The sequence below is a fragment of the Microbacterium sp. KU4F genome (genome assembly GCF_056868075.1).
This window is the reverse complement of record NZ_CP200324.1, coordinates 1520323-1542871: the sequence shown is the minus strand read 5'-3', so window position 1 is coordinate 1542871 and position 22549 is coordinate 1520323. Positions and strand designations below refer to the sequence as shown.

General features: G+C 70.8%; 20 protein-coding genes and 1 pseudogene. 15 read left to right on the top strand and 6 right to left on the bottom strand.

Annotated features, from left to right (window positions below):
* Positions 1-295: 295 nt before the first annotated feature.
* Positions 296-1638, bottom strand: a pseudogene (aspS, locus tag AC1VNH_RS07815) (aspartate--tRNA(Asn) ligase).
* Between the two features lie 46 nt (positions 1639-1684).
* Here aspS and AC1VNH_RS07810 point away from each other — a divergent pair.
* From AC1VNH_RS07810 to ccsB, 7 genes are all read left to right on the top strand, one after another.
* On the top strand, positions 1685-2179 hold the full coding sequence (locus AC1VNH_RS07810; protein WP_483110747.1) for a DUF6264 family protein: 495 nt from the start codon (positions 1685-1687) through the stop codon (positions 2177-2179).
* Between the two features lie 112 nt (positions 2180-2291).
* A complete protein-coding gene (locus AC1VNH_RS07805) occupies positions 2292-2972 on the top strand; it encodes a DedA family protein (RefSeq protein WP_483110745.1) in 681 nt (226 codons plus the stop codon).
* A 56-nt stretch (positions 2973-3028) separates the two neighbouring features.
* Positions 3029-3658 (top strand): histidine phosphatase family protein, encoded by a 630-nt coding sequence (locus AC1VNH_RS07800; RefSeq protein ID WP_483110744.1) that lies wholly within the window; start codon positions 3029-3031, stop codon positions 3656-3658.
* Entirely contained in the window at positions 3655-4263 is a 609-nt protein-coding gene (locus AC1VNH_RS07795) for a TlpA family protein disulfide reductase (protein ID WP_483110742.1), read from the top strand. The genes AC1VNH_RS07800 and AC1VNH_RS07795 overlap by 4 nt, the downstream gene beginning before the upstream one ends.
* Positions 4260-4994 (top strand): cytochrome c biogenesis CcdA family protein, encoded by a 735-nt coding sequence (locus tag AC1VNH_RS07790; protein ID WP_243233108.1) that lies wholly within the window; start codon positions 4260-4262, stop codon positions 4992-4994. Before AC1VNH_RS07795 ends, AC1VNH_RS07790 begins: the two co-directional genes overlap by 4 nt.
* Positions 4975-6774: a cytochrome c biogenesis protein ResB gene (gene resB, locus AC1VNH_RS07785; RefSeq protein ID WP_483110741.1), complete on the top strand. Its 1800-nt coding sequence runs from the start codon at positions 4975-4977 to the stop codon at positions 6772-6774. Before AC1VNH_RS07790 ends, resB begins: the two co-directional genes overlap by 20 nt.
* Positions 6775-6778: 4 nt before the next feature.
* Positions 6779-7789, top strand: a complete 1011-nt coding sequence (ccsB, locus tag AC1VNH_RS07780; RefSeq protein WP_483110739.1) for a c-type cytochrome biogenesis protein CcsB — start codon at positions 6779-6781, stop codon at positions 7787-7789.
* A 239-nt stretch (positions 7790-8028) separates the two neighbouring features.
* Here the strand turns inward: ccsB and AC1VNH_RS07775 are convergent, their stop codons facing one another.
* Positions 8029-9993, bottom strand: coding sequence for a YhgE/Pip domain-containing protein (locus AC1VNH_RS07775; RefSeq protein ID WP_483110737.1), 1965 nt, complete (start codon positions 9991-9993; stop codon positions 8029-8031).
* Positions 9990-12758, bottom strand: a complete 2769-nt coding sequence (locus tag AC1VNH_RS07770; RefSeq protein ID WP_483110736.1) for an MMPL family transporter — start codon at positions 12756-12758, stop codon at positions 9990-9992. The genes AC1VNH_RS07775 and AC1VNH_RS07770 overlap by 4 nt, the downstream gene beginning before the upstream one ends.
* A 140-nt stretch (positions 12759-12898) precedes the next feature.
* Between AC1VNH_RS07770 and AC1VNH_RS07765 the strand changes: the two genes are divergently transcribed.
* Positions 12899-13522 (top strand): TetR/AcrR family transcriptional regulator, encoded by a 624-nt coding sequence (locus AC1VNH_RS07765; protein WP_483110735.1) that lies wholly within the window; start codon positions 12899-12901, stop codon positions 13520-13522.
* Here the strand turns inward: AC1VNH_RS07765 and AC1VNH_RS07760 are convergent.
* Positions 13506-14507, bottom strand: coding sequence for an o-succinylbenzoate synthase (locus tag AC1VNH_RS07760; protein WP_483110733.1), 1002 nt, complete (start codon positions 14505-14507; stop codon positions 13506-13508). The genes AC1VNH_RS07765 and AC1VNH_RS07760 overlap by 17 nt on opposite strands.
* Positions 14508-14541: 34 nt before the next feature.
* On the opposite strand from AC1VNH_RS07760, the gene AC1VNH_RS07755 reads away from it, so the two are divergent.
* Genes AC1VNH_RS07755 through AC1VNH_RS07735 form a run of 5 tightly spaced genes read left to right on the top strand, consistent with a single transcriptional unit; the run spans position 14542 to position 18795 of the window.
* Positions 14542-15339, top strand: a complete 798-nt coding sequence (locus tag AC1VNH_RS07755) for an LLM class F420-dependent oxidoreductase (RefSeq protein WP_483110731.1) — start codon at positions 14542-14544, stop codon at positions 15337-15339.
* 2 nt (positions 15340-15341) lie between these two features.
* Entirely contained in the window at positions 15342-16244 is a 903-nt protein-coding gene (locus AC1VNH_RS07750; protein WP_483110730.1) for a 1,4-dihydroxy-2-naphthoyl-CoA synthase, read from the top strand.
* Entirely contained in the window at positions 16241-17371 is a 1131-nt protein-coding gene (locus AC1VNH_RS07745; RefSeq protein ID WP_483112708.1) for an AMP-binding protein, read from the top strand. The genes AC1VNH_RS07750 and AC1VNH_RS07745 overlap by 4 nt, the downstream gene beginning before the upstream one ends.
* A gap of 25 nt (positions 17372-17396) precedes the next feature.
* On the top strand, positions 17397-18356 hold the full coding sequence (locus tag AC1VNH_RS07740; RefSeq protein WP_483110728.1) for a 1,4-dihydroxy-2-naphthoate polyprenyltransferase: 960 nt from the start codon (positions 17397-17399) through the stop codon (positions 18354-18356).
* Between the two features lie 13 nt (positions 18357-18369).
* Positions 18370-18795 carry a GNAT family N-acetyltransferase gene (locus AC1VNH_RS07735; RefSeq protein ID WP_483110726.1) on the top strand — a complete coding sequence of 142 codons (426 nt, stop codon included), beginning with the start codon at positions 18370-18372 and terminating at the stop codon, positions 18793-18795.
* Between the two features lie 4 nt (positions 18796-18799).
* On the opposite strand, the gene AC1VNH_RS07730 is transcribed toward AC1VNH_RS07735, so the two are convergent.
* Positions 18800-19066 carry a DUF4229 domain-containing protein gene (locus tag AC1VNH_RS07730; RefSeq protein ID WP_344228877.1) on the bottom strand — a complete coding sequence of 89 codons (267 nt, stop codon included), beginning with the start codon at positions 19064-19066 and terminating at the stop codon, positions 18800-18802.
* A gap of 70 nt (positions 19067-19136) precedes the next feature.
* Between AC1VNH_RS07730 and AC1VNH_RS07725 the strand changes: the two genes are divergently transcribed.
* Entirely contained in the window at positions 19137-19517 is a 381-nt protein-coding gene (locus AC1VNH_RS07725; RefSeq protein ID WP_483110724.1) for a PLD nuclease N-terminal domain-containing protein, read from the top strand.
* Positions 19514-21292, top strand: coding sequence for a 2-succinyl-5-enolpyruvyl-6-hydroxy-3-cyclohexene-1-carboxylic-acid synthase (gene menD / locus AC1VNH_RS07720; RefSeq protein WP_483110722.1), 1779 nt, complete (start codon positions 19514-19516; stop codon positions 21290-21292). The genes AC1VNH_RS07725 and menD overlap by 4 nt, the downstream gene beginning before the upstream one ends.
* A 4-nt stretch (positions 21293-21296) precedes the next feature.
* Here the strand turns inward: menD and AC1VNH_RS07715 are convergent, their stop codons facing one another.
* Positions 21297-22538: an isochorismate synthase gene (locus tag AC1VNH_RS07715; RefSeq protein WP_483112707.1), complete on the bottom strand. Its 1242-nt coding sequence runs from the start codon at positions 22536-22538 to the stop codon at positions 21297-21299.
* Positions 22539-22549 lie beyond the last annotated feature (11 nt).

Here is a 22549-nt window from a genome sequence, read left to right as displayed (position 1 = left end):
TCTCGGGTAGTTCGATGCGGCCGCGCGCGAGGGGCGCGACAGATCGGGACGAGAGGAAGGTATGAGGGGGCGGTGACGGGTGCCGACAGCAGTGGTGAACGGGCCGTGTACGCAGCGTGGCCAGTGCGGTCGGCCCGGGCGCGGGCTCGCCGCATCCGCAGGCTCCGCTGCAACGCAGGAGCGCCACTTCTGCGCACCTGCCACAGGATCAACCTGTCGCGGCTGCGCAAAAGTGGCGCATCTGCTCACCTGCGTCGCAACTCGGGCACCCCGGAGAGGGGCCGAGAACGGCGGATCAGGGGGCGAGGCGTGTGGGCCCGCGGAAGAGGAAGGTCACCTCGCGGATCGAGTCCTGCCCGAGCATGAGCATCAGCACGCGAGCGAGACCCATGCCGAAGCCGCCGTGCGGCGGGATGCCGTAACGGAAGAAGTCGAGGTAGTGCTCGAGGCCCTCGAGTGACAGGCCCTTCTCCAGCGCCTGCGCCTCGAGCACCTCGATGCGGTGCTCGCGCTGCGCGCCCGTGGTGATCTCGGTGCCGTTGAACAGGAGGTCGTAGCTGTTCGTGAGCCCGGTCTCGGCGTCGCGCATGTGGTAGAACGGCCGGATCTCGGGGTGGTAGTCCGTGATGAAGACGAACTGGTGGCCGTAGGTCTCGCGCACGTGGGCGGAGATCTGACGCTCGCCCTCGGGGTCGAGGTCGCCGTCGGTGCGCGGGATGTCGTAGCCGCGCGCCTTCACGATCTCGCGCGCCTCGGCGAGCGGGATGCGGGGAAGGGGAGCGTCGGCACGACGACGTCGATGTCGAACAGCTCCTTGATCTCGTCGCCGTGCTTCTCCTTGACCGCCGTGAAGGCGGCCGCGAGCAGTTCCTCCTGCATCGCGGCGACATCCTCATAGGAGTCGATCCAGGACAGCTCGGCGTCGACCGAGGTGAACTCCGTCGCGTGGCGGCTGGTGAAGCTGGGGTCGGCGCGGAACACGTCGCCGATCTCGAAGACCTTGCCGAAGCCGGCGGCCTGCGCCATCTGCTTGAAGTGCTGCGGACTCTGCGCCAGGTACGCCGTCTGGTCGCCGAAGTACTCCAGCGCGAACAGCTCCGCGTTGCCCTCGGCGGGCGTGGACATGAGCTTGGGGGAGTGGATCTCGACGTAGTCGCGCTCCACCCAGTACGTGCGCATGGCGTGCTCGAGCGTCGTCTGGATACGGAAGATCAGGTTGTTGCGGCGCTGACGCAGGTCGATGAAACGCCAGTCCATGCGCTTGTCCAGACCGCTGTCGGCGGCGATGGGCGTCTCCGGCAGCGCCGCAGCCGCGATCTCCAGCGACGCGATCTTGATCTCGACGCCGCCGAGTTTGACGCGCTCGTCGTGCTTCAACTCACCGGTCACCGTCAGGAACGTGCCGGTGGCGAGGTTCGAGATCGTCTCGGTCAGCGCGAGCGCTGCCGCCTGCTCGGCCGTCGCGTCCTCGCCGAGCTCGCGGGTCGCGGGGTTCACCAGCTGCACCGCGCCGGTCTCATCGCGCAGGATGACGAACTGCACCTTCTTCTGGTCGCGGACGGTCTCGACCCATCCGGACACCGAGACACCTCCCGCGGGGAGGGACTTCAGCTGCTTGACCAGAACGCGTTCACTCACGAGAGAGCAGTCTACGGGCCGTGCCCCGCGCCCGTACGATGGCGGCGTGAGCAGTGAACGCCCCGGCGAGGAGCCCGCGATCTTCCGGTTGCCGCCCGAGTCGTTCCGCGTCGGCTCCGACGAGGCTCCGCCCGCCCGCCCGGAGCCTGCTCCGCATCGCGAACCCGCCGAGCCGAGGCCGCAGCGCGACGCTGAGCCGACCACTCCGCGTCGGCGGCGGAAGGCATGGGACATCGTCCTGACGATCGTTCTGCTGGTCTCCACTGCGGCGGTCTCGACCGTCGCATCGACGTTGGCGCTCCTGCTTGCCTCCTCCTCCACCGGATGCGGCGCCGACGGCCGCGTCTGCCGCACGGAACTGCTCCAGGGCGGAGTGTGGACCATGCTGACCGTGCCGTGGATCGTCTTCGTGCTGACCGCGTTCTTCGCGGTGCTCTTGCTGGTCGTCCGGCGCCGTGCCTTCTGGGTGCCGCTGGCGGGAAGCGCTCTCATTGCGCTGGGGTGGCTCGTGGGCGCCGTCCTGCTCTGGGCCGCCGTCTAGTTCTGCGGCCAGACCGCCGGGTCTTTTCCCAGCCGCGGTTCACCGGGGACGGATACCGTGTGCGCGACGCACGACATCCTCCGCCCGATCACCGAGAGTCTCGAGGACCCCGATGACCCAGGTCGCCCTGCCTGTCCGCGCCTCGTCGAGCGGATCCTGGCTGAGCCAGCTGATGGACGCGTTGGTCGGACTGATGGAGTGGATCGGCCCCATCGGTGCCGGAATCGCGATCGCCCTGGAGAGTGTCTTCCCGCCGCTGCCGAGCGAGGCGATCCTTCCGATGGCGGGCGTCACGGCCAGTCGTGGCGGCTTCACCCTCGCCGAGGCGCTCCTGTGGACGACTGCGGGCTCCGTGGTCGGTGCCCTCGCCCTTTACGGCATCGGCGCGTGGCTCGGCATCGACCGGTTGCGTCGGGTCGCGGCGAAGGTCCCGCTGCTGCATCCGGAAGACATCGACCGCACGGTCGCCTGGTTCCACAAGCACGGCGGCAAGGCCGTGTTCTTCGGACGGATGGTGCCGCTGTTCCGCAGTTTCATCTCGATCCCCGCGGGTGTCACCCGCATGCCGCTGTGGCGCTTCGTGCTGCTGACGGCTGCTGGCAGTCTGTTGTGGAACACGATCTTCGTGCTGGCCGGCTACTTCCTCGGCGAGTCGTGGCACATCGTCGAGCAATATGCCGAGGTGTTCCAGGTCATCGTGATCGTGGGCGTCGCCGTCGGCATCGCCTGGTTCGTCTACGCGCGCGTGCGGTCCCTGCTCGCCCATCGGCGCCGCGTGGACGCCCGCGACTGACCGCTACCAGCTGACGCTCAGTCTCTTCATATCCGCCATCCACGTAAAATCGGGGGGTGCCCGCCGAACGCCTCCACCTCGTGCGCCATGGCGAGGTCCACAATCCCGGCCGTGTCCTCTACGGTCGGCTGCCCGAGTTCCGGCTGAGCGCGGCGGGCCTTCGGATGGCGCGCCAGGCCGCGGAGCACGTGCACGACGCGGGGCGACCCGTCACCGCGCTGGTCTGTTCGCCGCTGCAGCGCACGCGCGAGTCCGCCGAGCCGTTCACCGAGCTCTTCGGTTTCGAGCCCGTCGTCGAGCCCGACGTGATCGAGCCGTGGAACGTGTTCGAGGGCAAGCGGATGCGGCGGGCCCTCGCGAATCCCCTGAACTGGCGTCATGTGACGCGGCCCTCCATCCCGAGCTGGGGCGAGCCCTACGCCGAGGTCGTCGCGCGGATGCAGCGGGCGATGGCGAAGGCCTGGAACGCGGTGCCCGCGGGCGACGTCGTGATCGTCAGTCATCAGTTGCCCATCTGGGTCACCCACCTCGCGATCGCAGGCCACCCCCTGCGGCACGACCCCCGCGCCCGGCGCTGCGCCCTGTCGAGCGTGACGAGCTTCGAGGGCGGCCCGGGAGCCTGGCGCGAGGTCGCCTACGCGGAGCCCGCCTCCGCCGAAGGCGCCGTCGATGTAGGAGCAGTATGAGATTCCGTCCCCGCCGCCTCGCCGCAGCTCTGGTCGCCGGCGCGCTGGCCGTCACCCTCGCCGCCTGTTCGGCCAACGATTCCCTGGCCGACCAGTATCGAGAGGGCTCGAACAAGGGCTACATCGGTGCCGACGGCGTGCCGATCGTCGAGACCCCGCCGGCGGAGCGTTCGGATCCCATCGTGTTCACGGGCGTCAGCGAGACGGGCAAGACGGTGACGAACGAGGACTACGCCGGTCAGGTACTCGTCGTGAACTTCTGGTACGCCGCGTGCGGCCCCTGCATCGTCGAGGCGCCGCGGCTCGAGAAGTCGTACGAAGACCTGAAGGGCGAGGACGTGTCGTTCCTCGGCATCAACACCTACGATCAGGCGCCCACGGCCGCATCCTTCGCCAAGGACAACGGCATCAGCTACCCCAGCCTGCTGGCGGTCGACGACAGCAAGCTGAAGCTGTCGTTCGCCGACGCCACCCCGCTCACTGCCACACCGACGACTCTCGTGCTCGACAAGCAGGGCCGCGTCGCGGCACGCATCGTCGGCGAGCTCGGCGACGCCTCGATCCTCACCACCCTCGTGCGCGACGCCCTCAAGGAGGGTTCGTGACCGGCATCGTCGCCGAAGGAGCGCTCTGGGTCGCGATCCCGCTGGCGCTCGCCGCGGGCCTCGTCTCGTTCCTCTCGCCGTGCGTGCTGCCGCTCGTTCCCGGTTACCTCGGCTTCCTCGGAGGCGCGGCGGGCACCGCATCCGGTCGCAAGGGCCGCGGGCGGCTGCTGCTGAGCGTGCTCCTGTTCATCGCCGGGTTCACGGTGGTCTTCATGGCGATGACCGTGCTGGGCGGCTCGCTCGGTCGGTTCTTCCTGGAGTACTCCGACATCATCACGCGCGTGCTCGGCGCGGTCGTGATCGTCATGGGGCTCATCTTCATCGGTCTGTTCGGCTTCGCTCAGCGCACGTTCAAGCCCAACGTTCGGGGGAACCTGGGGCTGGTGGGCGCGCCGCTGCTCGGCCTCGCGCTCGGCATCGGCTGGGCGCCGTGCATCGGCCCGACGCTGGCGACGATCCTCGCGCTGTCGTGGAACATGGGTGACCCCGGCCGCGCGGCAGTCCTCGGACTCGCCTACTCGCTCGGCCTCGGCATCCCCTTCCTCCTGCTGGCGGCAGGCTTCGGCTGGGCCAGCAAGTCGGTGTCGTTCCTGCGCCGCCACATCCGTGCCATCAACATCTTCGGCGGCGTCCTGCTCATCGTTCTCGGTGTGCTGATGGTCACCGGCGTCTGGAGCTCACTCATGTCGCAGTTGCAGGGGGTGCTGGTCAATGTCCCGCTCCCCATCTGATCGAGCCGACGTCTCGGAGCCGCTGCGGCCATCGGACCACGTCGACGGCCGCCCCGCTCCAGCGCGCGACGACGGTGTGACGTCGCCGCGTCTCGGACCGATCGAGTGGCTCCGGTGGGGATGGCGGCAGCTGACGAGCATGCGCACGGCCCTCGTGCTGCTGCTGCTGCTGGCGATCGCCGCGGTTCCGGGCTCGATCTTCCCGCAGCGCTCGGCCGACCCGAACGGCGTGACGCAGTTCCGGTCCGACAACCCGGACCTCTTCTCGGTGCTCGACTGGTTCAAGCTGTTCGACGTCTACAGCTCGCCCTGGTTCTCGGCGATCTACATCCTGCTGTTCATCTCGCTCATCGGCTGCGTCATCCCGCGCACGCGGCACCACTGGAAGGCGCTGCGCGCACGCCCGCCCCGCACGCCCGCGCGCCTGTCGCGCCTCGACGACCACCGCGAGACGGTGGTGCGCCTGCCCGAGGGCACGGATGTCGCTGCCGCCGCGGAGGACGCGATCGCCTCGGCCGCAGCGCAGCTGCGCACCGCCCGTTACCGCGTCGAGCGCTACGACGGTCGCGGCGCGTTGTCGGTGTCGGCCGAGCGCGGATACCTCCGCGAGACGGGCAACCTGCTCTTCCACATCGCCCTCGTGGGCGTGCTCATCGCGGTGGGCGTCGGCGGCGCGCTGACGTACACCGGCCAGCGGGCCATGGTGCAGGGGACGAGCTTCGTGAACGCCCTGACGGACTACTCGTCGTTCAACCCCGGACGCTTCGTCGACGCCGACCGGCTCTCGCCGTACTCGATCACCCTCGACAAGTTCGACGTGACGTATCAGCCCTCCGGAACCGCGGCCGCGGGACAGGCCGGCGACTTCGTCGCGCACGTGACCACCCAGCTGCCGGGTCAGGATCCGCAGGACGGCGAGGTGCGCGTGAACCACCCGCTCGACATCGCGGGCGACCGCGTCTACCTGATGGGCAACGGATACGCGCCCATCGTCACGGTGCGCGACGCCGACGGCGACGTCGTCTTCCGCGACGCTGTGCCCTTCCTGCCCCAGAACAACAACATGACCTCGCTCGGCGTGGTCAAGATCGCCGACGGGATGCCGCAGCAGCTCGGTCTCGTCGGGTTCTTCTACCCGACCGCGCAGCCGCTGGACACCGGTGCGTACACCTCGGTCTACCCCGACCTGATCTATCCGGTGCTGAGCCTCGACGTCTACGAGGGCGACCTCGGTATCGACGACGGCACGCCCCGGTCGGTTTACACGCTGGATCCCACCGGGATGACCAAGCTCACCGGCATCGACACCGACAAGTCCTCCATCCAGCTGCTGCCCGGCCAGACGACCGACCTGCCGAACGGCCTCGGCACGATCACGTTCGAGAACGCGGCCGACCCGAGCCAGAACGAGATCACCGACGGAACCCTGGACTCGGGTTCGCCGGGCGCCGACTACTCGCAGGCCGTGCCGCGGTTCGTCTCGCTCTCCATCCACCACGACGTCGGAGCGCCCTGGGTGCTGCTGTTCGCGGTGATCGCGCTCGCCGCGCTCCTGCTGGCCCTGTTCGTGCCCCGTCGCCGGATGTGGGTGAAGGTCACTCCGCGCGAGGGAGCGCTGCTCATCGAGTACGCGGGTCTCGCGCGGGGAGAGGACCCGCAGATCGCGGTCACCGTCGACCAGCTCGCGGATCGGCATGCACGCGCCTTCGCCGACGCGGCGGAGGGTGAGATCATCGACGCGAATCGGCCGACCCCCGCCGCAGACCCGAAAGTAGACTGACCCCATGCCCGAACAGCTCTCGCTCGACGCGGTCTCGCTGCTCACCGTCTGGACGGCGGTCGCGATCTACGCCCTCGCGTTCATGGCGTACACGATCGACCTCGCCCGCCGCTCCGCCGACGCCGTCGACCGGCAGGACGCCCGCGTGCGCGAGCGCGAGCTCGTCGCCGCCGGCGGCGAGACGATCTCACAGGTGCGGGCGAGCGAAGAGCGCGCCGCCGCATCCCTCTCGGCGCGCGGACGCGAGCGCTCGCGTCCGGTGTGGGCGCGCATCGGCACGTCGCTGACGTGGCTCGCGTTCCTCTTCCACCTCACCGGCGCGGTGCTGCGAGGCATCGCCGCCGAGCGGGTGCCGTGGTCGAACATGTACGAGTTCGCCCTCACGGGCACCGTGCTGATCGTGGCCGTGTACCTGGCCGTGCTGTTCCGTTACGACCTGCGCTTCCTGGGCGCCTTCATCACGGGTCTCGTCGCCGTGCTCATGGGCTGGGCGACGCTCCTCCACGTCGACGTCGTTCCGCTGGCCGACCCGCTCAAGAGCGTGTGGCTCGTGGTGCACGTGTTCGTGGCGTCGCTGGCGACGGCGTTCTTCGCGCTCGCCTTCGCATTGTCGGTGACGCAGCTGCTGCAGGCGCGACGCGAGCGCAAGGCGGCTGCCGCCGACGCGAAGACGGGGCCGCGGTTCCTGCGCATCCTCCCCGGAGCCGACACGCTCGAGTCGCTCGCCTACCGGTTCGCGATCGTCGGCTTCATCTTCTGGACCTTCACCCTCATCGCCGGCTCCATCTGGGCCAACGACGCGTGGGGCCGTTACTGGGGCTTCGACACCAAAGAGGTCTGGACGTTCGTCATCTGGGTGCTCTACGCCGGCTACATCCACGCCCGGGCCACGCGCGGGTGGCGCGGCACACGGTCGGCGTGGCTGTCGATCATCGGCTTCAGCGCCGTCATGTTCAACTTCACGATCGTGAACCTGTTCTTCAAGGGTCTGCACGTCTACAGTGGCATCAGCTGACCCGCATCCCTGCGACATGCCCCGGCGCCTTCGAGCGGCCGGGGCATGCTGCTGCGTGGGTGCGGCGGGCGTCGCATCCGAGCGTCGGAGAATCGGCCGAATGTCGGAGGATGCGGCGTGGATCCTCCGACCGGAGTGCGTTTCTCCGACCGGGGCGCCGGCCCGCCCCGCCCCCGGACGGGCGGGCGGCGCCCCGCCACGCACACACACGCACGCGCCGGCGCGGCCCGGCCCCGGGGTCAGGCCAGCGCGGCGCGGGCCGAGACGGTGCGGCGTCGGGAGACGACGACCGTCGTCGCCACGAGCGACAGCAGCAGCCACACGACGAGGGTCGTGACTCCGGCTGTGACCCCGCCGGCGCTCGTGAGAGCGCCGAGCATCGCGGCGTAGGCGGGCTGCACCGGCAGCACGGAGGCGATCGAGGTCAGCACGCCCGGAACGGTTGAGACGACCCCCGTGGCGACGACGAAGGCGCCGATGATGGCTCCGATCCACCGACCCGCGCCGCCGAAGACGGCCACGAGAGCCTGATTCACGGCGGCGAAGGCGACGCCTGCGAGCACGCAGATGGCCGCGAAGATCGACCAGTCCGCCCAGTCGTAGCTCGCCGCGAGCTGCACGACGCCGGCCACGAGCAGACCCTGTACGGCGCCGAGGATGGCGCCGGGGACGAAGGCGCGCAGTGCGAGTGTCACCGAGGATCGGCGGCTCGTGAGCGCCCGCGCGGACACCGCCTGGAAGGCGACGTAGGAGCCGAGCCCGCCGAACCACAGCACCAGGGCGGTGAGCAGCGGGATGGCCGCCGCGCCGAAGAGGTTCGAGCCGATGCCCTGCGCCGAGACCGGTTCGGCGACGACGGATGCGGTCTGCTGCGCCTGCTCGTCGGTGTACGTCGGGACCTGGTCGACGGCCGTGTCCAGCCCGCTCGCGAGCGAACCCGCGCCGCTCGAGAGCTGCGTCACGCCGTCGGCGAGCGAGGCGGCGCCGGTGGATGCCTGGTTCGCGCCGCTCGCGAGGGAGCTCGCGCCTCCCGCAAGCTGTGTGACGCCGCTCGAGAGCTGGGCAGCGCCCGCCGCGAGCTGATCGGCACCGGTGGCGAGACCGCCCGCGCCGGACTGGAGGTCGCGTGCGCCGGCGGCGGCGTCCGACACTCCCGCGACGACGCCGGCGCCGTAGCCCGCGGCGGTTCCGGCCGCCGTGCCGATCGCCGTGATCGTGTTCGGCGCGGGGTTCGCCTTGTCGCCGATCGTGGTGAGCAAGTCGGCGCAGAGCGTCGCCGTGGGGCCGTAGGTGTTGTAACACTGCTGGACGAGGCTACCCAGCTTCGCGCCCAGGGCCTGCGTCTGTGTCAGTGCGCTGTTCGCGGCCGTCTCCGCCGCCTCCGCCGCCTTCTTCAGGTCGAGCTCATCGTTCGTGCCGTTGTTGAGGCCAGCGGCGAGCTTGCCGGCGCCGTCGGAGAGCTGACGCGCGCCGGAGGCGAGCTGCTGCGCGCCGCCGGGCAGGGCCGCGGCGCCCGAGGCCGCCTGCGAGGCGCCCGAGGCGAGCTGGTCGGCGCCCGTGGCAAGCTGACCGACGCCGCTGGACAGCTCGGTCGCGCCCTGCGCGGCGGTCGCGGAGCCGTCGGCCAGCTGCTGTGCACCGTTCGCCGCGTCGCCCAGCTGGTCGTGCAGCGTCGTGAAGCCCAGCAGCACGTTCGTCAGGTACTGCTGGGAGACGGCGCTGCCGAACACGGATGCGGCCGTCTGCGTGATCTGCGCGGTGATCGCCTGGTCGACCACGCGTCCGTCCGGCGCGCTCTCGACCGAGATCGTCGCCTGCTCCGGGGTCGAGCCGGGGGCGGTCGAGGTGGCGGCGGCGGAGAAGTTCTCGGGGATCGTGATGACGGCGCTGTAGGTGCCGTCGGCGAGGCCCGCGGCCGCATCCTCGTCGTTGGAGATCGTCCAGCCGATGTTGCTGGGAACATCCGACGAACCCTCGACGAGTCCCGCGGTGAGCTGGCGCCCGAGCGGTGCGAGCTGTCCGTTGATCTCGACCGGCTTGTCGTCGTTCACGATCGCGGCCGACATGTTCTCGAGTCGTTCCACGGGGTTGTAGAGGGCCGCCACGAGGAGCCCGCCGATGATGACGGGCAGCAGCACGATCCCGAGCACTGTCAGCCAGGTGACGGGACGTCGGGCGTGGGAGCGTTCGATGGGGACGGTCATGCGAGCACCTCCGCGGGGGACGTGGGAAGGGTGACGGGCTCGCCGGCGCGGTAGCCGGCGTCGGTGAGCAGGGTCCGTGCGGCGGCGATGTCGGATGCGGACCCCACGGCGGTGGCGACGAGGGTGAGTCCGCGTGCGGCGGCATCTCGGAGGACGGTGAGCGCCTCGTCGCGCTCGATGCGAGGCAGCCGTTCGAGGCGGTCGATGCCGTCGACCACGACGACCGCGGGGGAGCCCTCCACCGCGTGTCGGAGGTCGTCGACGGGGTCGGATGCGGTGGCCAGAAGAGCCATCCCGGCGCGCGCACGCACCCACGCGCCGCGCTCCGGCAGTAGGTGGCCCGCGACCCGGAGGCGCCCGTCGCTCGGGCCCAGCCTGCCCGCCAGCACGAGTGTCAGCGCGTGCGTCGCTGCGGGATCCTCCGCGGCCACCACCAGCGCCTCGCCCGGTTCGACGGTCGCATCCACCGGCCCGAACACGGGCCTCGCCTCGGTGCGCAGCGCGAGTCTCTCAGCGACGACGACGGTGGAGCCTTCGCTCGCCCACTCGCGCAGCGACAGCTCGCGTTCGACAGCCTCACCCTCGATGTCGAAGTGCGGCAGGATGCGCTCCAGCCACTTCGGCATCCACCAGGCCTTGTCTCCGAGCAGCGTCATGACGGCGGGCACGAGCGTCATGCGCACGAGGAACGCATCGATGGCGATTCCCGTCGCGAGTCCGAGCGCGATCGGCTTGAGATTCGAATCGCCCTCGGGGACGAAGGCCGCGAAGACGGCGAACATGATGATGGCTGCGGCGGTCACCACGCGGGCGGATGCGGTGTAGCCGCTGCGCACGGCCTCGAGCGCGATCTCTCGCGCCCGGCGGTGCGGGTTGTCGCGGCGAGCGTGCACGAAGTCCTCCCGCATTCGGGAGACGAGGAACACCTCGTAGTCCATGGCGAGGCCGAACAGCACGCCCATCAGCACGATCGGCATGAAGCTGATGACCGGGCCGACGCGTGCCACGTGCAACAGGTCGGCGAACCAGCCCCATTCGAACACGGCCGCGACGACGCCGAACGAGGCGGCGACCGAGAGCAGGTAGCCGAGTGCGGCCTTGACCGGCACCCAGATGGAGCGGAAGACGATCATCAGAAGGATGAGGGAGAGTCCGACGACGAAGATGCCGAAGGGCAGCAGCGCCGCCGACAGCCGGTCGGAGATGTCGATGGCCACGGCCGTGAAGCCGGTGACCTGGAGATCGACGCCGTACTCGTCGAGCAGGCGGTCGTGCTGGGCGCGGAGCTCGCGCACGAGCTCGGCCGTGGCCGGGTCGTCGGGGGCGGTCTCCGGCACGATCTGCACGATGCCGGTGTCGGCCGCCTGGTTCGGGGTCGCGAGGGCGACCTCCTTCACACCCGGGATGCGGGAGATCTCGTCGCCGAGGTCTTTCATGAGGGTGAGCGGGTCGGTGGAGGTGACGATCGTCCCGGTCATGATGAGCGGGCCGTTGGCGCCGGGACCGAAGTGCTCGCTCGTGAGGTCGTACGCGACGCGGGCCGGGTCGCCGTTGGGCAGCTGGCCGGCGTTGGGCAGGGCGAGCGCAAGGCTCGTCGCCGGGATCGCGGCCACGCCGAGTGCCGCGACCACCGCCACGGTCGTCACGACGGGGTGGCGCGTCACCATGCCCACCCATCGCGCCGAGAAGCCGCGCCGGGCGGACGTGGCCGCATCCTGGGCCACGCGGCGGTCGCGCCTGCTCCAGCCGCGCACGCGCCCCTTGACGAAGCCGAGCATCGCCGGGGTGAGGGTGACCGCGACGAGCACGGCGATCGCGACGGCGACGGCAGCCGCGATACCCATCGTCGTCAGGAACGGGATGCCGGCGAAGCCGAGGCCGATGAGCGCGATGAGCACCGTCATGCCCGCGAAGAGCACGGCGGAGCCCGCGGTGCCGGTCGCCCGGGCGGCGGACTCCTCGGGGTCCGCTCCGTCTCGCACCTGGTCCTGATGTCGGGAGATGATGAACAGCGCATAGTCGATGCCCACGGCGAGCCCGAGCATGAGCGCGAGCAGCGGGGTCGTCGACGACACCGAGGCGAACGCGGTGGCCACGAAGATGAGCGCCATCGACAGTCCGACCCCCAGGATCGCCGTCATCAGCGGGAGTCCCGCGACGACGAACGAGCGGAAGGTCACGATCAGCACGATCAGCGCGATGATCAGGCCGACGAGTTCGGTGACGGTCACACCGGGAAGCGAGACGGCGAAGAGGTCGCCGCCGAGCGCGACCTGCGAGCCCGCGGGGAGGTCTGGCTCCAGCGCGTCGACGGTGGACTGCAGATCGGTGCGCGTGGACTCCGGCACGTCGGTGGCCTGACCGTCGAACTGCATCCGCACGATCGCCGCACTGTCGTCGTCGGAGATGCTGCCGGTGATGGACGCGTCGTAGGGGTCGGTGACCGCGAGCACGCCGTCGAGCTTCTCGATCGTCGCGATCGTGTCCTCGATGTGCGTCCGGTAGTCGTCGTCCGTGATCTGCGTGCCGTCGGCGGCGACCACGACGAACTGCGCGTTGGTGCCACTGACCTGGGGGAAGGTGCGCGAGAGCTGCTCCAGGCCCGCCTGCGACTCAGTGCCCGGGATCGAGAAGCTGTTGTCGGTTCCCTGCGAGAACACCGCGGCGCCGCCGCCGGCCAGGGCGAGCATCAGCAGCCAAGCGATCAGGACGCGCCACGGGCGACGGTACGACCAGCGGCCGAGCGAGTACAGGAGCGTGGACACCGGTGCCTCCGTGGGTCGAGGTGATCGGGTGGGGGTTCGATACGGGAGTGTATCCGATACAACTGTGTATCCTAGAGTCGCCTCCGTGGTGAACCTGGGCGATCGATGAGAGCCACATGGATGTGGTGGAAGGAGAGATCGTGACGCAACCGGCCGTGCCCCGAAGCCGCGAGAACACCCGTGCGCGGCTGCTCGCCGCCGCATCCGAGGTCTTCGCCGAACTGGGCCTGGAAGGCGCATCCGTCGAGGCGATCTGCGAGCGCGCCGGCTTCACGCGCGGTGCCTTCTACTCCAACTTCGCCTCGAAGGAGGAACTGCTGCTCGGGCTGATGCAGCAGGTCGCCGATCAGAAGCTGGAGCAGGTGACCGAGCGGGTGCGCGAGCTCGGCGAGGACACCTCGATCGACCGCAGCGTCGCCGAGCTCGTCACGAGCATCCTCGACGTCGGAACCGACGTGCCATCGGGTGTCGTGCTCATGAGCGAGATCCGAACGAACGCGATGCGCGACGAGCGGCTCGCCGCGGCATACCTCGCCTGGGAGACCGCCATGGCGGAGCGGGTCGCGGAGATCATCGGGGATATCGCGGCTGCGTACCGGCTGCGGCTGCGCATCCCCGCGATCGAGTTCGCGCGGCTGATCCTCGACGTGTGGGACGCCACCTGCGCTTTCGCGGTGATCTCGGGCCTCGCGCCCCTCGCCGCCAAGGACCTGCTCACTCAGCGCACGGCGGCGCTGGCGGCGGCGGTCACGGACACGGCGTGAGCCCGGACTCGCTCACGAGCCGATAACACCGCTCGAGCCGGTCCTCCCACCAGCTGCGGCGGGCGGGGTCAGCGGCATGCCTGTGCAACAGGTCGGCGTCCGGCACCGCACGTCGCACCTCGATCGCACCGTCGGCGGCACGCAGCGGCGCGACGGTGACGTCGGCCGCCAGCAGCGACGCGGTCCCCAACCCGCAGTCGTAGTCGAGTTCGGGGAGCGCCGCCGCGAGCGCGAGTCCCATGCCGAGTCCCACCGACGTGTCCAGGGCGCTGGAGACGACGGCGGGAAGCCCCGCATCCGCGACGATCCGCAGCGCCCGGCGCACACCTCCGAGCGGCGCCGCCTTCACCACCAGCAGATCGGCCGCCTGCTCGCGGGCGACGAGCAGCGGATCCGCGGCCTTGCGAACGCTTTCGTCGGCGGCGATGTCGATGCCGGAGCGGTGCACGCGCCAGCGAAGCTCGGCGAGCTCCGCCACGCTCGCGCACGGCTGTTCCGCGTACTCGAGGTCGTATTCGGCGAGCGCGCGCAACGCGTGCTCCGCCTCGTCGACGTTCCATCCGCCGTTCGCGTCGATGCGGATGCGGCCGGCCGGCCCCATCGTCTGGCGCACCGCGGCGACCCGCGCGACGTCGTCGGCCAGGGTCTGTCCGGCTTCGGCGACCTTGACTTTCGCGGTGCGGCAGCCGTCGAAGTGGCTGAGCACCTCCGCCACGTCGGATGCGGCGACCGCGGGCACGGTGGCGTTGACCGGGATGCGGGTGCGCACCGCATCCGGCTGCGGATTCCAGGCGAAGTCGATCGCCGCGGCCAGCCAGGTCGCCGCCTCGTCGTCGCCGTACTCGGTGAAGGGCGAGAACTCCGCCCACCCGGCGGGGCCCTCGAACAGGAGCGCCTCGCGCACGTCGATGCCCCGGAAGCGGGTGCGCAGCGGAAGCGCGACCACGTGGAGGTTCGAGCGGATGTCGGCGAGTGCGGGAGTCACCGCTCCATTGTGCTGGCGGTCGTAGGCTGACGGCATGCCTCTTCTCGACACTCCGGTCCGCCTCGGGCTCCAGCTCCAGCCGCAGCACGCCACCTACTCCGACATCCGCGACGCCGTCGTGCGGTTCGAGGACATGGGCGTGGACATCCTCTTCAACTGGGATCACTTCTATCCGCTGTACGGAGAGCCAGACGGTGCGCACTTCGAGTCCTGGACCATGCTCGCCGCGTGGGCCGAGCAGACCGAGCGCGTTGAGTTCGGCGCGCTCGTGAACTGCAACAGCTACCGCAACCCCGACCTGCAGGCCGACATGGCCCGCACGATCGACCACATCAGCGCCAAGGGCGGCGAGGGACGATTCATCTTCGGCACGGGATCGGGCTGGTTCCAGCGCGACTACGACGAGTACGGCTACGAGTTCGGCACCGCGGGTTCGCGTCTGAACGACCTCGCCGACGGCCTCGCGCGCGTGACGACGCGCTGGGGCAAGCTCAACCCGGCGCCGACTCGCCGCATCCCCATCCTGATCGGCGGCGCGGGCGAGCAGAAGACGCTGCGTCTGGTCGCACGTCACGCCGACATCTGGCACAGCTTCGTCGCGCCCGAGGACATCGCGCACAAGGTCGGCGTGATCGAGAAGTGGGCGGAGACCGAGGGGCGAGACGTCTCGAACCTCGTGATCTCGAACGAGCTCAAGGATCGCGACGAGGAGTACGCCGACGCGCTGTTCGCGGCAGGAGTGCGCACCTTCACGCTGGGACTCAACGGCCCCGACTACGACCCGGAGATCGCTCGCCGCTGGCTGCGCTGGCGCGACGCGAAGAACGGCTGAGTGTGAGCGTCTCCGAACTCTTCGACCCGACCGAGTGGGAACTCGCTCCCGGGGCTGATTCCTACACCGACATCACGGCGCACGTCTCGCGCGACGGCCGCATCGCGCGCATCGCGTTCGACCGCCCCGAGGTGCGAAACGCCTTCCGCCCGCACACGGTGGACGAGCTCTACCGCGCGCTGGATGCGGCTCGCCAGAACCCGCGCATCGGCGTCGTCCTGCTCACGGGCAACGGCCCGAGTCCGAAGGACGGCGGCTGGGCCTTCTGCTCCGGCGGCGACCAGCGCATCCGCGGCCGCGACGGCTACAAGTACTCCGACGACCAGGCGACGGTGGCGGATCCCGCTCGGGCGGGGCGCCTGCACATCCTCGAGGTGCAGCGCCTCATCCGCTTCATGCCGAAGGTCGTCATCGCGGTGATCCCCGGCTGGGCTGCCGGCGGCGGCCATTCGCTGCACATCGTCGCCGACCTGTCGATCGCCTCGGCCGAGCACGGCCGGTTCAAGCAGACGGATGCGGATGTGGGCTCCTTCGACGCGGGCTACGGCTCGGCGTACATGGCCCGTCAGGTCGGTCAGAAGATCGCGCGCGAGGTGTTCTTCCTGGCTGAGGAGTACTCGGCTCAGCGCGCGTACGAGATCGGCGCGGTCAACCGTGTCGTCCCGCACGCCGACCTCGAGCGCGAGGCGATCGCGATGGCGCGCACCATCCTCACCAAGTCGCCGACGGCGATCCGGATGCTGAAGTTCGCCTTCAACGCCGTCGACGACGGGCTCGTGGGACAGCAGGTCTTCGCCGGCGAGGCGACACGTCTGGCGTACGGCACCGATGAGGCGGTCGAGGGGCGGGATGCGTTCCTGGAGAAGCGCGAGCCGGACTGGTCGCCCTACCCGTGGCACTACTGACCGCAGGGCCTCCATCGACGCCCGGCGCCCGCGGGGTGCTGGCAGCGGTGCGCGCGGCCCTCGATGGCGCGGGTCCCGCCGTGCACCTCGGCGGCACGTCCCCCGTACCGGTGCCGGCGGGGGTGGCCGCGGTCGTGACGACCTCGGGGTCGACGGGCTATCCGAAGGACGTGCTGCTCAGCCGCAGCGCGCTCATCGCGAGCGCGAGCTCCACGGCCGCGCGGATCGGAGAGGGCGCCTGGCTGCTGGCGGTTCCCGCGACGTACGTCGCGGGCCTGCAGGTACTCGTGCGCTCGCTGCTGGCCGGCCACGAACCGGCGATCCTCGAGGGCCACTTCTCGGTGGAGGGCTTCGTCGCCGCCGCGCGGGGCATGGCCTCCGCCGCGCACGGCACGCGCACGCCCACCTACACCTCTCTCGTCCCGGCGCAGATGAACCAGCTGATCGCCGCGGCCGACGCTCCCGAGGTGCGCGCGGCCCTCGCCTCGTTCGAAGCGATCCTCGTCGGCGGGCAGGCGCTTGCGGATACCGTGCGCGAGCGGGCCGCATCCCTCGGAGCACGCATCGTGCGCACCTACGGGGCGAGTGAGACGAGCGGCGGATGCGTGTACGACGGCGTGCCGCTGGACGGGGTGCGCGTGCGGGTCGCCGACGGCGAGGTGCAGCTGTCGGGGCCGATGCTCGCCGAGGGCTACCGCGACGACCCCGCCCGCACGGCCGCCGTCTTCGTGCACGACGACGCGGGGCGGCGCTGGTATCGCACGGGCGACGCGGGATCGTTCGAGGACGGTCGCCTGCGGATCACCGGTCGCCTCGACAACGTGATCGTCTCGGGCGGCATCAACGTGTCGCTCGATCGTGTCGAGCGCGTCGTGCGTTCTCTGCCCGGATTCGAGGACGCGGTCGTGGTGGGCGCCGCGCACGAGCGGTGGGGGGAGTCGCCCGTGGTGGTCGTGCCGGAAACGGATGCGGCCGCATCCGCGCGCCTGGACGAGGTGCGGGCTACGGTCGGTGCCGACCTCGGAGCACCGGCGCGACCCGATCGTATCGAGGTCGTTGCGAGCATCCCGCTGCTGTCCAGCGGCAAGCCGGATCGTCGAGCGCTCCGCGCGCTCGTCGAGCGCTGAGGTCGCCGCAATAAGATGACTGCTCGTGGCCAGTAAGACCAAGAAGAAGCGACCCGGCGTCTCGGGTAACCCCCAGAAGGCACGCGCACAGGTCGGTCCGCGTCCTGTTCGGCGCGCAGGCGTGGGGGATTGGATCGAGGGTGCGAGGCTGCGCACGCTCCCGCTCGCCGTCTCCCCGGTGCTGCTGGGCACGGGTGCGGCGCTCGTGATCGACAACGCCCTGCACTGGCTGCTCGCGCTCGGCTGCCTGGCCGTCGCGGTGCTCCTGCAGATCGGTGTGAACTTCGCCAACGACTACAGCGACGGCGTCCGCGGCACGGACGACTTCCGCGTCGGGCCCGCTCGTCTGACGGGCGCCGGCAAAGCGAAGCCGCGCACGGTGCTGATCGTCGCCCTCACCTTCTTCGCATTGGCCGCGCTCGCGGGACTCGCCCTCACCGTCCGCACGCAGCAGTGGTGGTTCCTGGCGGTGGGTGCCGTCTGCATCGTCGGGGCGTGGTTCTACACCGGCGGCAAGCGCCCCTACGGCTACGCCGGCCTCGGTGAGGTCGTCGTCTTCGTGTTCTTCGGGCTGGTGGCGACACTCGGGACGACCTGGGTGCAGGTGCAGGTGCTGCCGCAGGAGGCCTGGTTCGGCGCGGTCGCCGCGGGCCTGTTCGCCTGCGCCGTGCTGCTGGCCAACAATCTGCGCGACATCGAACCCGACAAGAAGGCCGGCAAGAAGACGCTGAGCGTGCGGATCGGCAAGCGGGCGACGCAGGTGCTGTTCACCGTCATCGTGCTCGTGCCGTTCGCGATCTCGATCTTCCTGGCGTTGTTCTACCCGCCCGCGTGGCTCACCCTGCTCGTGCTGCTGCTGGTGCTTCCCGCCATCCTCATCGTGTGGACGTACCGCGAGCCGAAGGAGCTGGTGGTCGCGCTGAGCTTCACCTCGCTCGGCTCCCTCGCCTACGCGGCGCTCGTGTTCTGGGCGCTCCGCGGCTGAGCGGCGGGCGATCATGGTCTTCGTCGCGGACACCGATCCGGCTCGTCTCGACCGCGCCTGGATCTGGCGGATGCTCTCGAGCGAGGTGTACTGGCATCGGTGGCGCTCACGGGAGCAGATCGACCAGCAGATCGATGGGGCCTGGCGTGTGGTGGGCGTGTACGACGACGCCACCGGGGCGCAGGTGGGTTTCGCGCGCGCGGTGTCGGACGGCGTCAACGACGCCTATCTCGCCGACGTCGTGGTGGATCCCTCCGCACGCGGCGCCGGCGCCGGCAAGCTCCTCGTGCGCACCATGATCGACGAGGGCCCCGGTGCCGAGTTCCGCTGGACCCTCTTCACCGCAGACGCGCACGACCTGTACCGGCAGTTCGGCTTCGACGCCCCGGATAAGACCGCCATGGTCCGACCCGGCTCGCGTCAGGTGCGCGAGAGTTGAGGGCTCAGTCGCCGGATGCGGCGTCTTCGGCTTCCGCGTCGTCGGCGCCGAGCGGGCGGCGGGGCTCGCGCGGTTTGCCGAGATCGGCGGTCGCCTCGGCCAGGGGCCGGCGCAGGAAGAGGATGGACAGGCTCAGTCCGATGAGGGCGGCGAAGACGGCCGCGAGCCAGTACAGCTCCTGGAAGACGGGCAAGAGCATGAGGATCGCGAACGGCACGAGGAACGCGAGAACGCGCAGCACGGAATAGACGATCGCGGGACGGGCCTTCACCCCCTCATCCTACGCGTCGACCGACTGCGCTCTCGGGGCCCGTGCAGGCCACGCGGCCTAGGATGGGGGAATGGTCCGGCTCCTGCTCATTCTGGCGCTGGTTGCCGTCGTCTTCTGGGTCTACACGGTCGTGGACTGCGCGGTGCAACCGGCCTCGCGCCACCGCGGCGTGAGCAAGGGCACCTGGATCGTCATCGTCATCCTGTTGCCGGTGGTCGGCGGCATCCTGTGGTTCGTGACGGGGCGCGCGCGCAAGAACGCGGTCCCGGTGCGACGGGCGCCCGACGATGACCCGGACTTCCTCCGCACGATCGGCTCGATCAGCGATCAGGACGAGCGCATCCGCCGGCTGGAAGAAGCTGGCCCAGCTCGACTCCGACGACGAGACGCCCCGCTCGCCGGAGCGGCCGGCGCCGCATCGGCCCGACGAGGACGAGCCGCGCTGAGATGACGACGCCCGAAGACGCCGGCCGCGCACCGGCGACGGATGCGGCTGCGGCGATGGTCGCGCGGCTGATCGAGCGCGGCGTCGCGCACATCGTGGTGAGCCCGGGCTCCCGGTCGCAGGCGCTCGCGCTCGTCGCCGCGGCCGCCGAGACCTCGGGCCGTGTGCGCGTGCACGTCCGCATCGACGAACGGGTCGCGGGGTTCACCGCGCTCGGGATCGGGCGGGAGTCCGGTGTCCCGGCCGCCGTCGTGTGCACGTCGGGGACCGCCGTCGCGAACCTCATGCCGGCAGCCCTCGAGGCGCATCACGCCGGCGTTCCACTCCTGCTGCTCACCGCGGACCGGCCGCCCGAGTTGCGCGGCGTCGGTGCGAACCAGACGACGCGGCAGCCTGGCCTGTTCCAGCCGGCGACGCGTCTCGACATCGATGCCCCCGTGCCCGACGCGATCGACGCCGACGGTTCGTCCGAGCAGAGCCGCATGTTCCGCCGGCTCGCCGATGAGGCGTTCGACGCCGCTCTCGGCGCCGGTACCCGCCCCGCCGGGCCCGTGCACGTCAATCTGCCCTTCCGCGAGCCGCTGGCGGGTGCGCTTCCTCCGTGGTTCGCGGTCGCCGATGCTGGTTCTTCGTTCGCCTCCGAGGAGGAGGAACCGGCATCCGGAGCGCTCTATCAGGGAGGCGGCGGGATCGGCGAGTCCGACGTCCCGGAGGAGCCGGGTGCGGCTCCGCTGCTGCTGGCCCAGGGTCCGCGCACGGTCGTGGTCGCGGGGGCGGATGCGGGAGCCGACGCCGAACGCGTGTCACACGAGGGCGGCTGGCCGCTCATCGCCGAGATCGTCAGCGGAGCCCGTTTCGGGCGCCTGCTCGTGCACGGCTACCGGCAGACGCTGTCGGATCCCGAGCTCGGGGGACGCGTCGAGCGCGCCGTCGTGTGGGGCCATCCGACGCTCAGCCGCGAGGTCACCGCTCTCCTCGGTCGCGATGATGTCGAGGTCATCGCGATCCGCGGCCCCGGCGAGCCGTTGAACCTCAACGGTCGCACGACCGCCGTCGACGCGGTCGCCGTGGCGCCCGGCGACGCCGACCGCGCGTGGCTGGGTGAGTGGATGCGCGCCTCCCGCGCCGCATCGGTCGATCTCTCTCCGCCCGCGCCCGACGCGGACGGGCTCGCCTCCACCGTCCCGCGCGAGCGGCTGTCGGCGGTCTCGGCCGAACTCGACGTGCTGCGCGCCCCTCTCGATCGGGCGGCGCTCGTCGATGCCGTGTGGCGCGCGAGCTGGCCCCACGATCGACTGGTCTTCGGCTCCTCCCGGCTCGTCCGCGTCGCCGATCAGGTGCTGGGCGGCAAGAAGGTGCCGGTGCATGCGAACCGCGGGCTTGCCGGCATCGACGGCACGGTCGCGACCGCGACGGGCGTGGCGATCGCGAGCCAGGACGAAGGGCGCCCGGGTGTGACCCGCGTGCTGCTGGGGGATCTCGCCCTCCTGCACGACGTCGGTGCCCTGCTGCTGCCCGCCGCCGAGGCGGAGCCGCGCATCCAGGTGATCGTGGGCAACGACGGCGGCGGAACGATCTTCGACGGGCTCGAAGTCGCGAGCGTGGCGGATGCGGCGACGATCGACCGCGTGCAGTACACGCCGCAGTCGGTGCGACTGGAGCATCTCGCCCTCGCGTACGGGTGGGAGTACCGCCGGATCACGACGCGGGCCGCGCTCGACCAGGCGCTCACCTCCCCCGCCGGCGGCTGTCAGCTCATCGAGGTGCCGCTGGAACGCTGAGCGCTCAGGCCAGAGCTTCGACGATCGGGCGGAACTTCACGCGCGTCTCGAGCAGCTCGGATTCGGGATCGCTCGCGGCCACGATGCCCGCACCGGCGTACGCGGTGAGGGCGACGTCGCCCTCCGAGTCCGGGGTGTCGAACTGTGCGCAGCGCAGCGCGATGGCCCACTCGCCGTCGCCGGCCTGGTCGATCCATCCCACGGGGCCCGCGTAGCGGCCGCGATCGAAGGGCTCCAAGCGGCGGATGACATCGAGCGCCGCCTGCGTCGGGGTGCCGGCGACGGCGGCCGTCGGATGCAGCGCCGCGACGAGATCCAGGGCGGACGCCGTGTCGGAGAGGGCGCCCTCGACGTCGGTCGCCAGGTGCCAGACGTTCGGCAGCTTGAGAGTGAACGGCTGCTCGCTCGAGCGCAGCGCGCGGGTGTGCGGATCGAGCGCCGCCAGGACGCTCCGCACCGCGAACTGATGCTCGTCCTGATCCTTGGTGCTCGTGGCGAGGGCGAGGGCGGCCGCCGCATCCGCATCCGGATCCGCGCCGCGTGCCGTGGTACCCGCGAGCACGCGTGCCGTCACGGTGCCCTGCTCGACGGTGACGAGGGTCTCGGGGCTGGCGCCGATCAGCCCGTCGACGGCGAAGGCCCACGTGTCGGGGTAGCCGGATGCGAGGGCGCGCACGAGGCGGCGGAGGTCGGAGCCGGCGGGCACGGTGCCCGCGAGGTCTCGCGCGAGGACGACCTTGCTGACCTCGCCCGCCGTGATCGCCTCGACGGCCTCGCGCACCGAGGCGATGTAGCCGGCGGGATGCTGCCGGCCGGGTCCCAGGGTGGCGGACCAGTGTGCACCGTAGGGCGTCGCCACGGGGGTGATGGCCGCCTCGTCGCTCCAACGGATGCGGGTGAGCCAGGAACGTCCGTCGCGGCGTCCGATCACGACGGGAGGAACGAGCAGGGCCCCCGGCCTCTCGGAACGGCGATCGAAGGGCAGCGCGCCGAAGGCGATGAGACCCGTGCCCGGGATCTCCAGCGGGTCGTCCACGACCGCGGCGGCGGCGAGCTCTCGCCAGCGGTCCGCGCGCGCGTCGGCATCGGAAGCGAAGGGGAGTGCGAGCGGCTCGCCGAGACCTACCATGCCCTCGCCCCGGCGCTGCCACACGAGAGGGCGCGCGGGGTCGGTGAAGGCCAGCAGATCGTCGATCGGGTCGATCTCGCGGGTCTCGACGAGCAGCCGAGGACGCGAGGCACGAATCACCCTGCCAG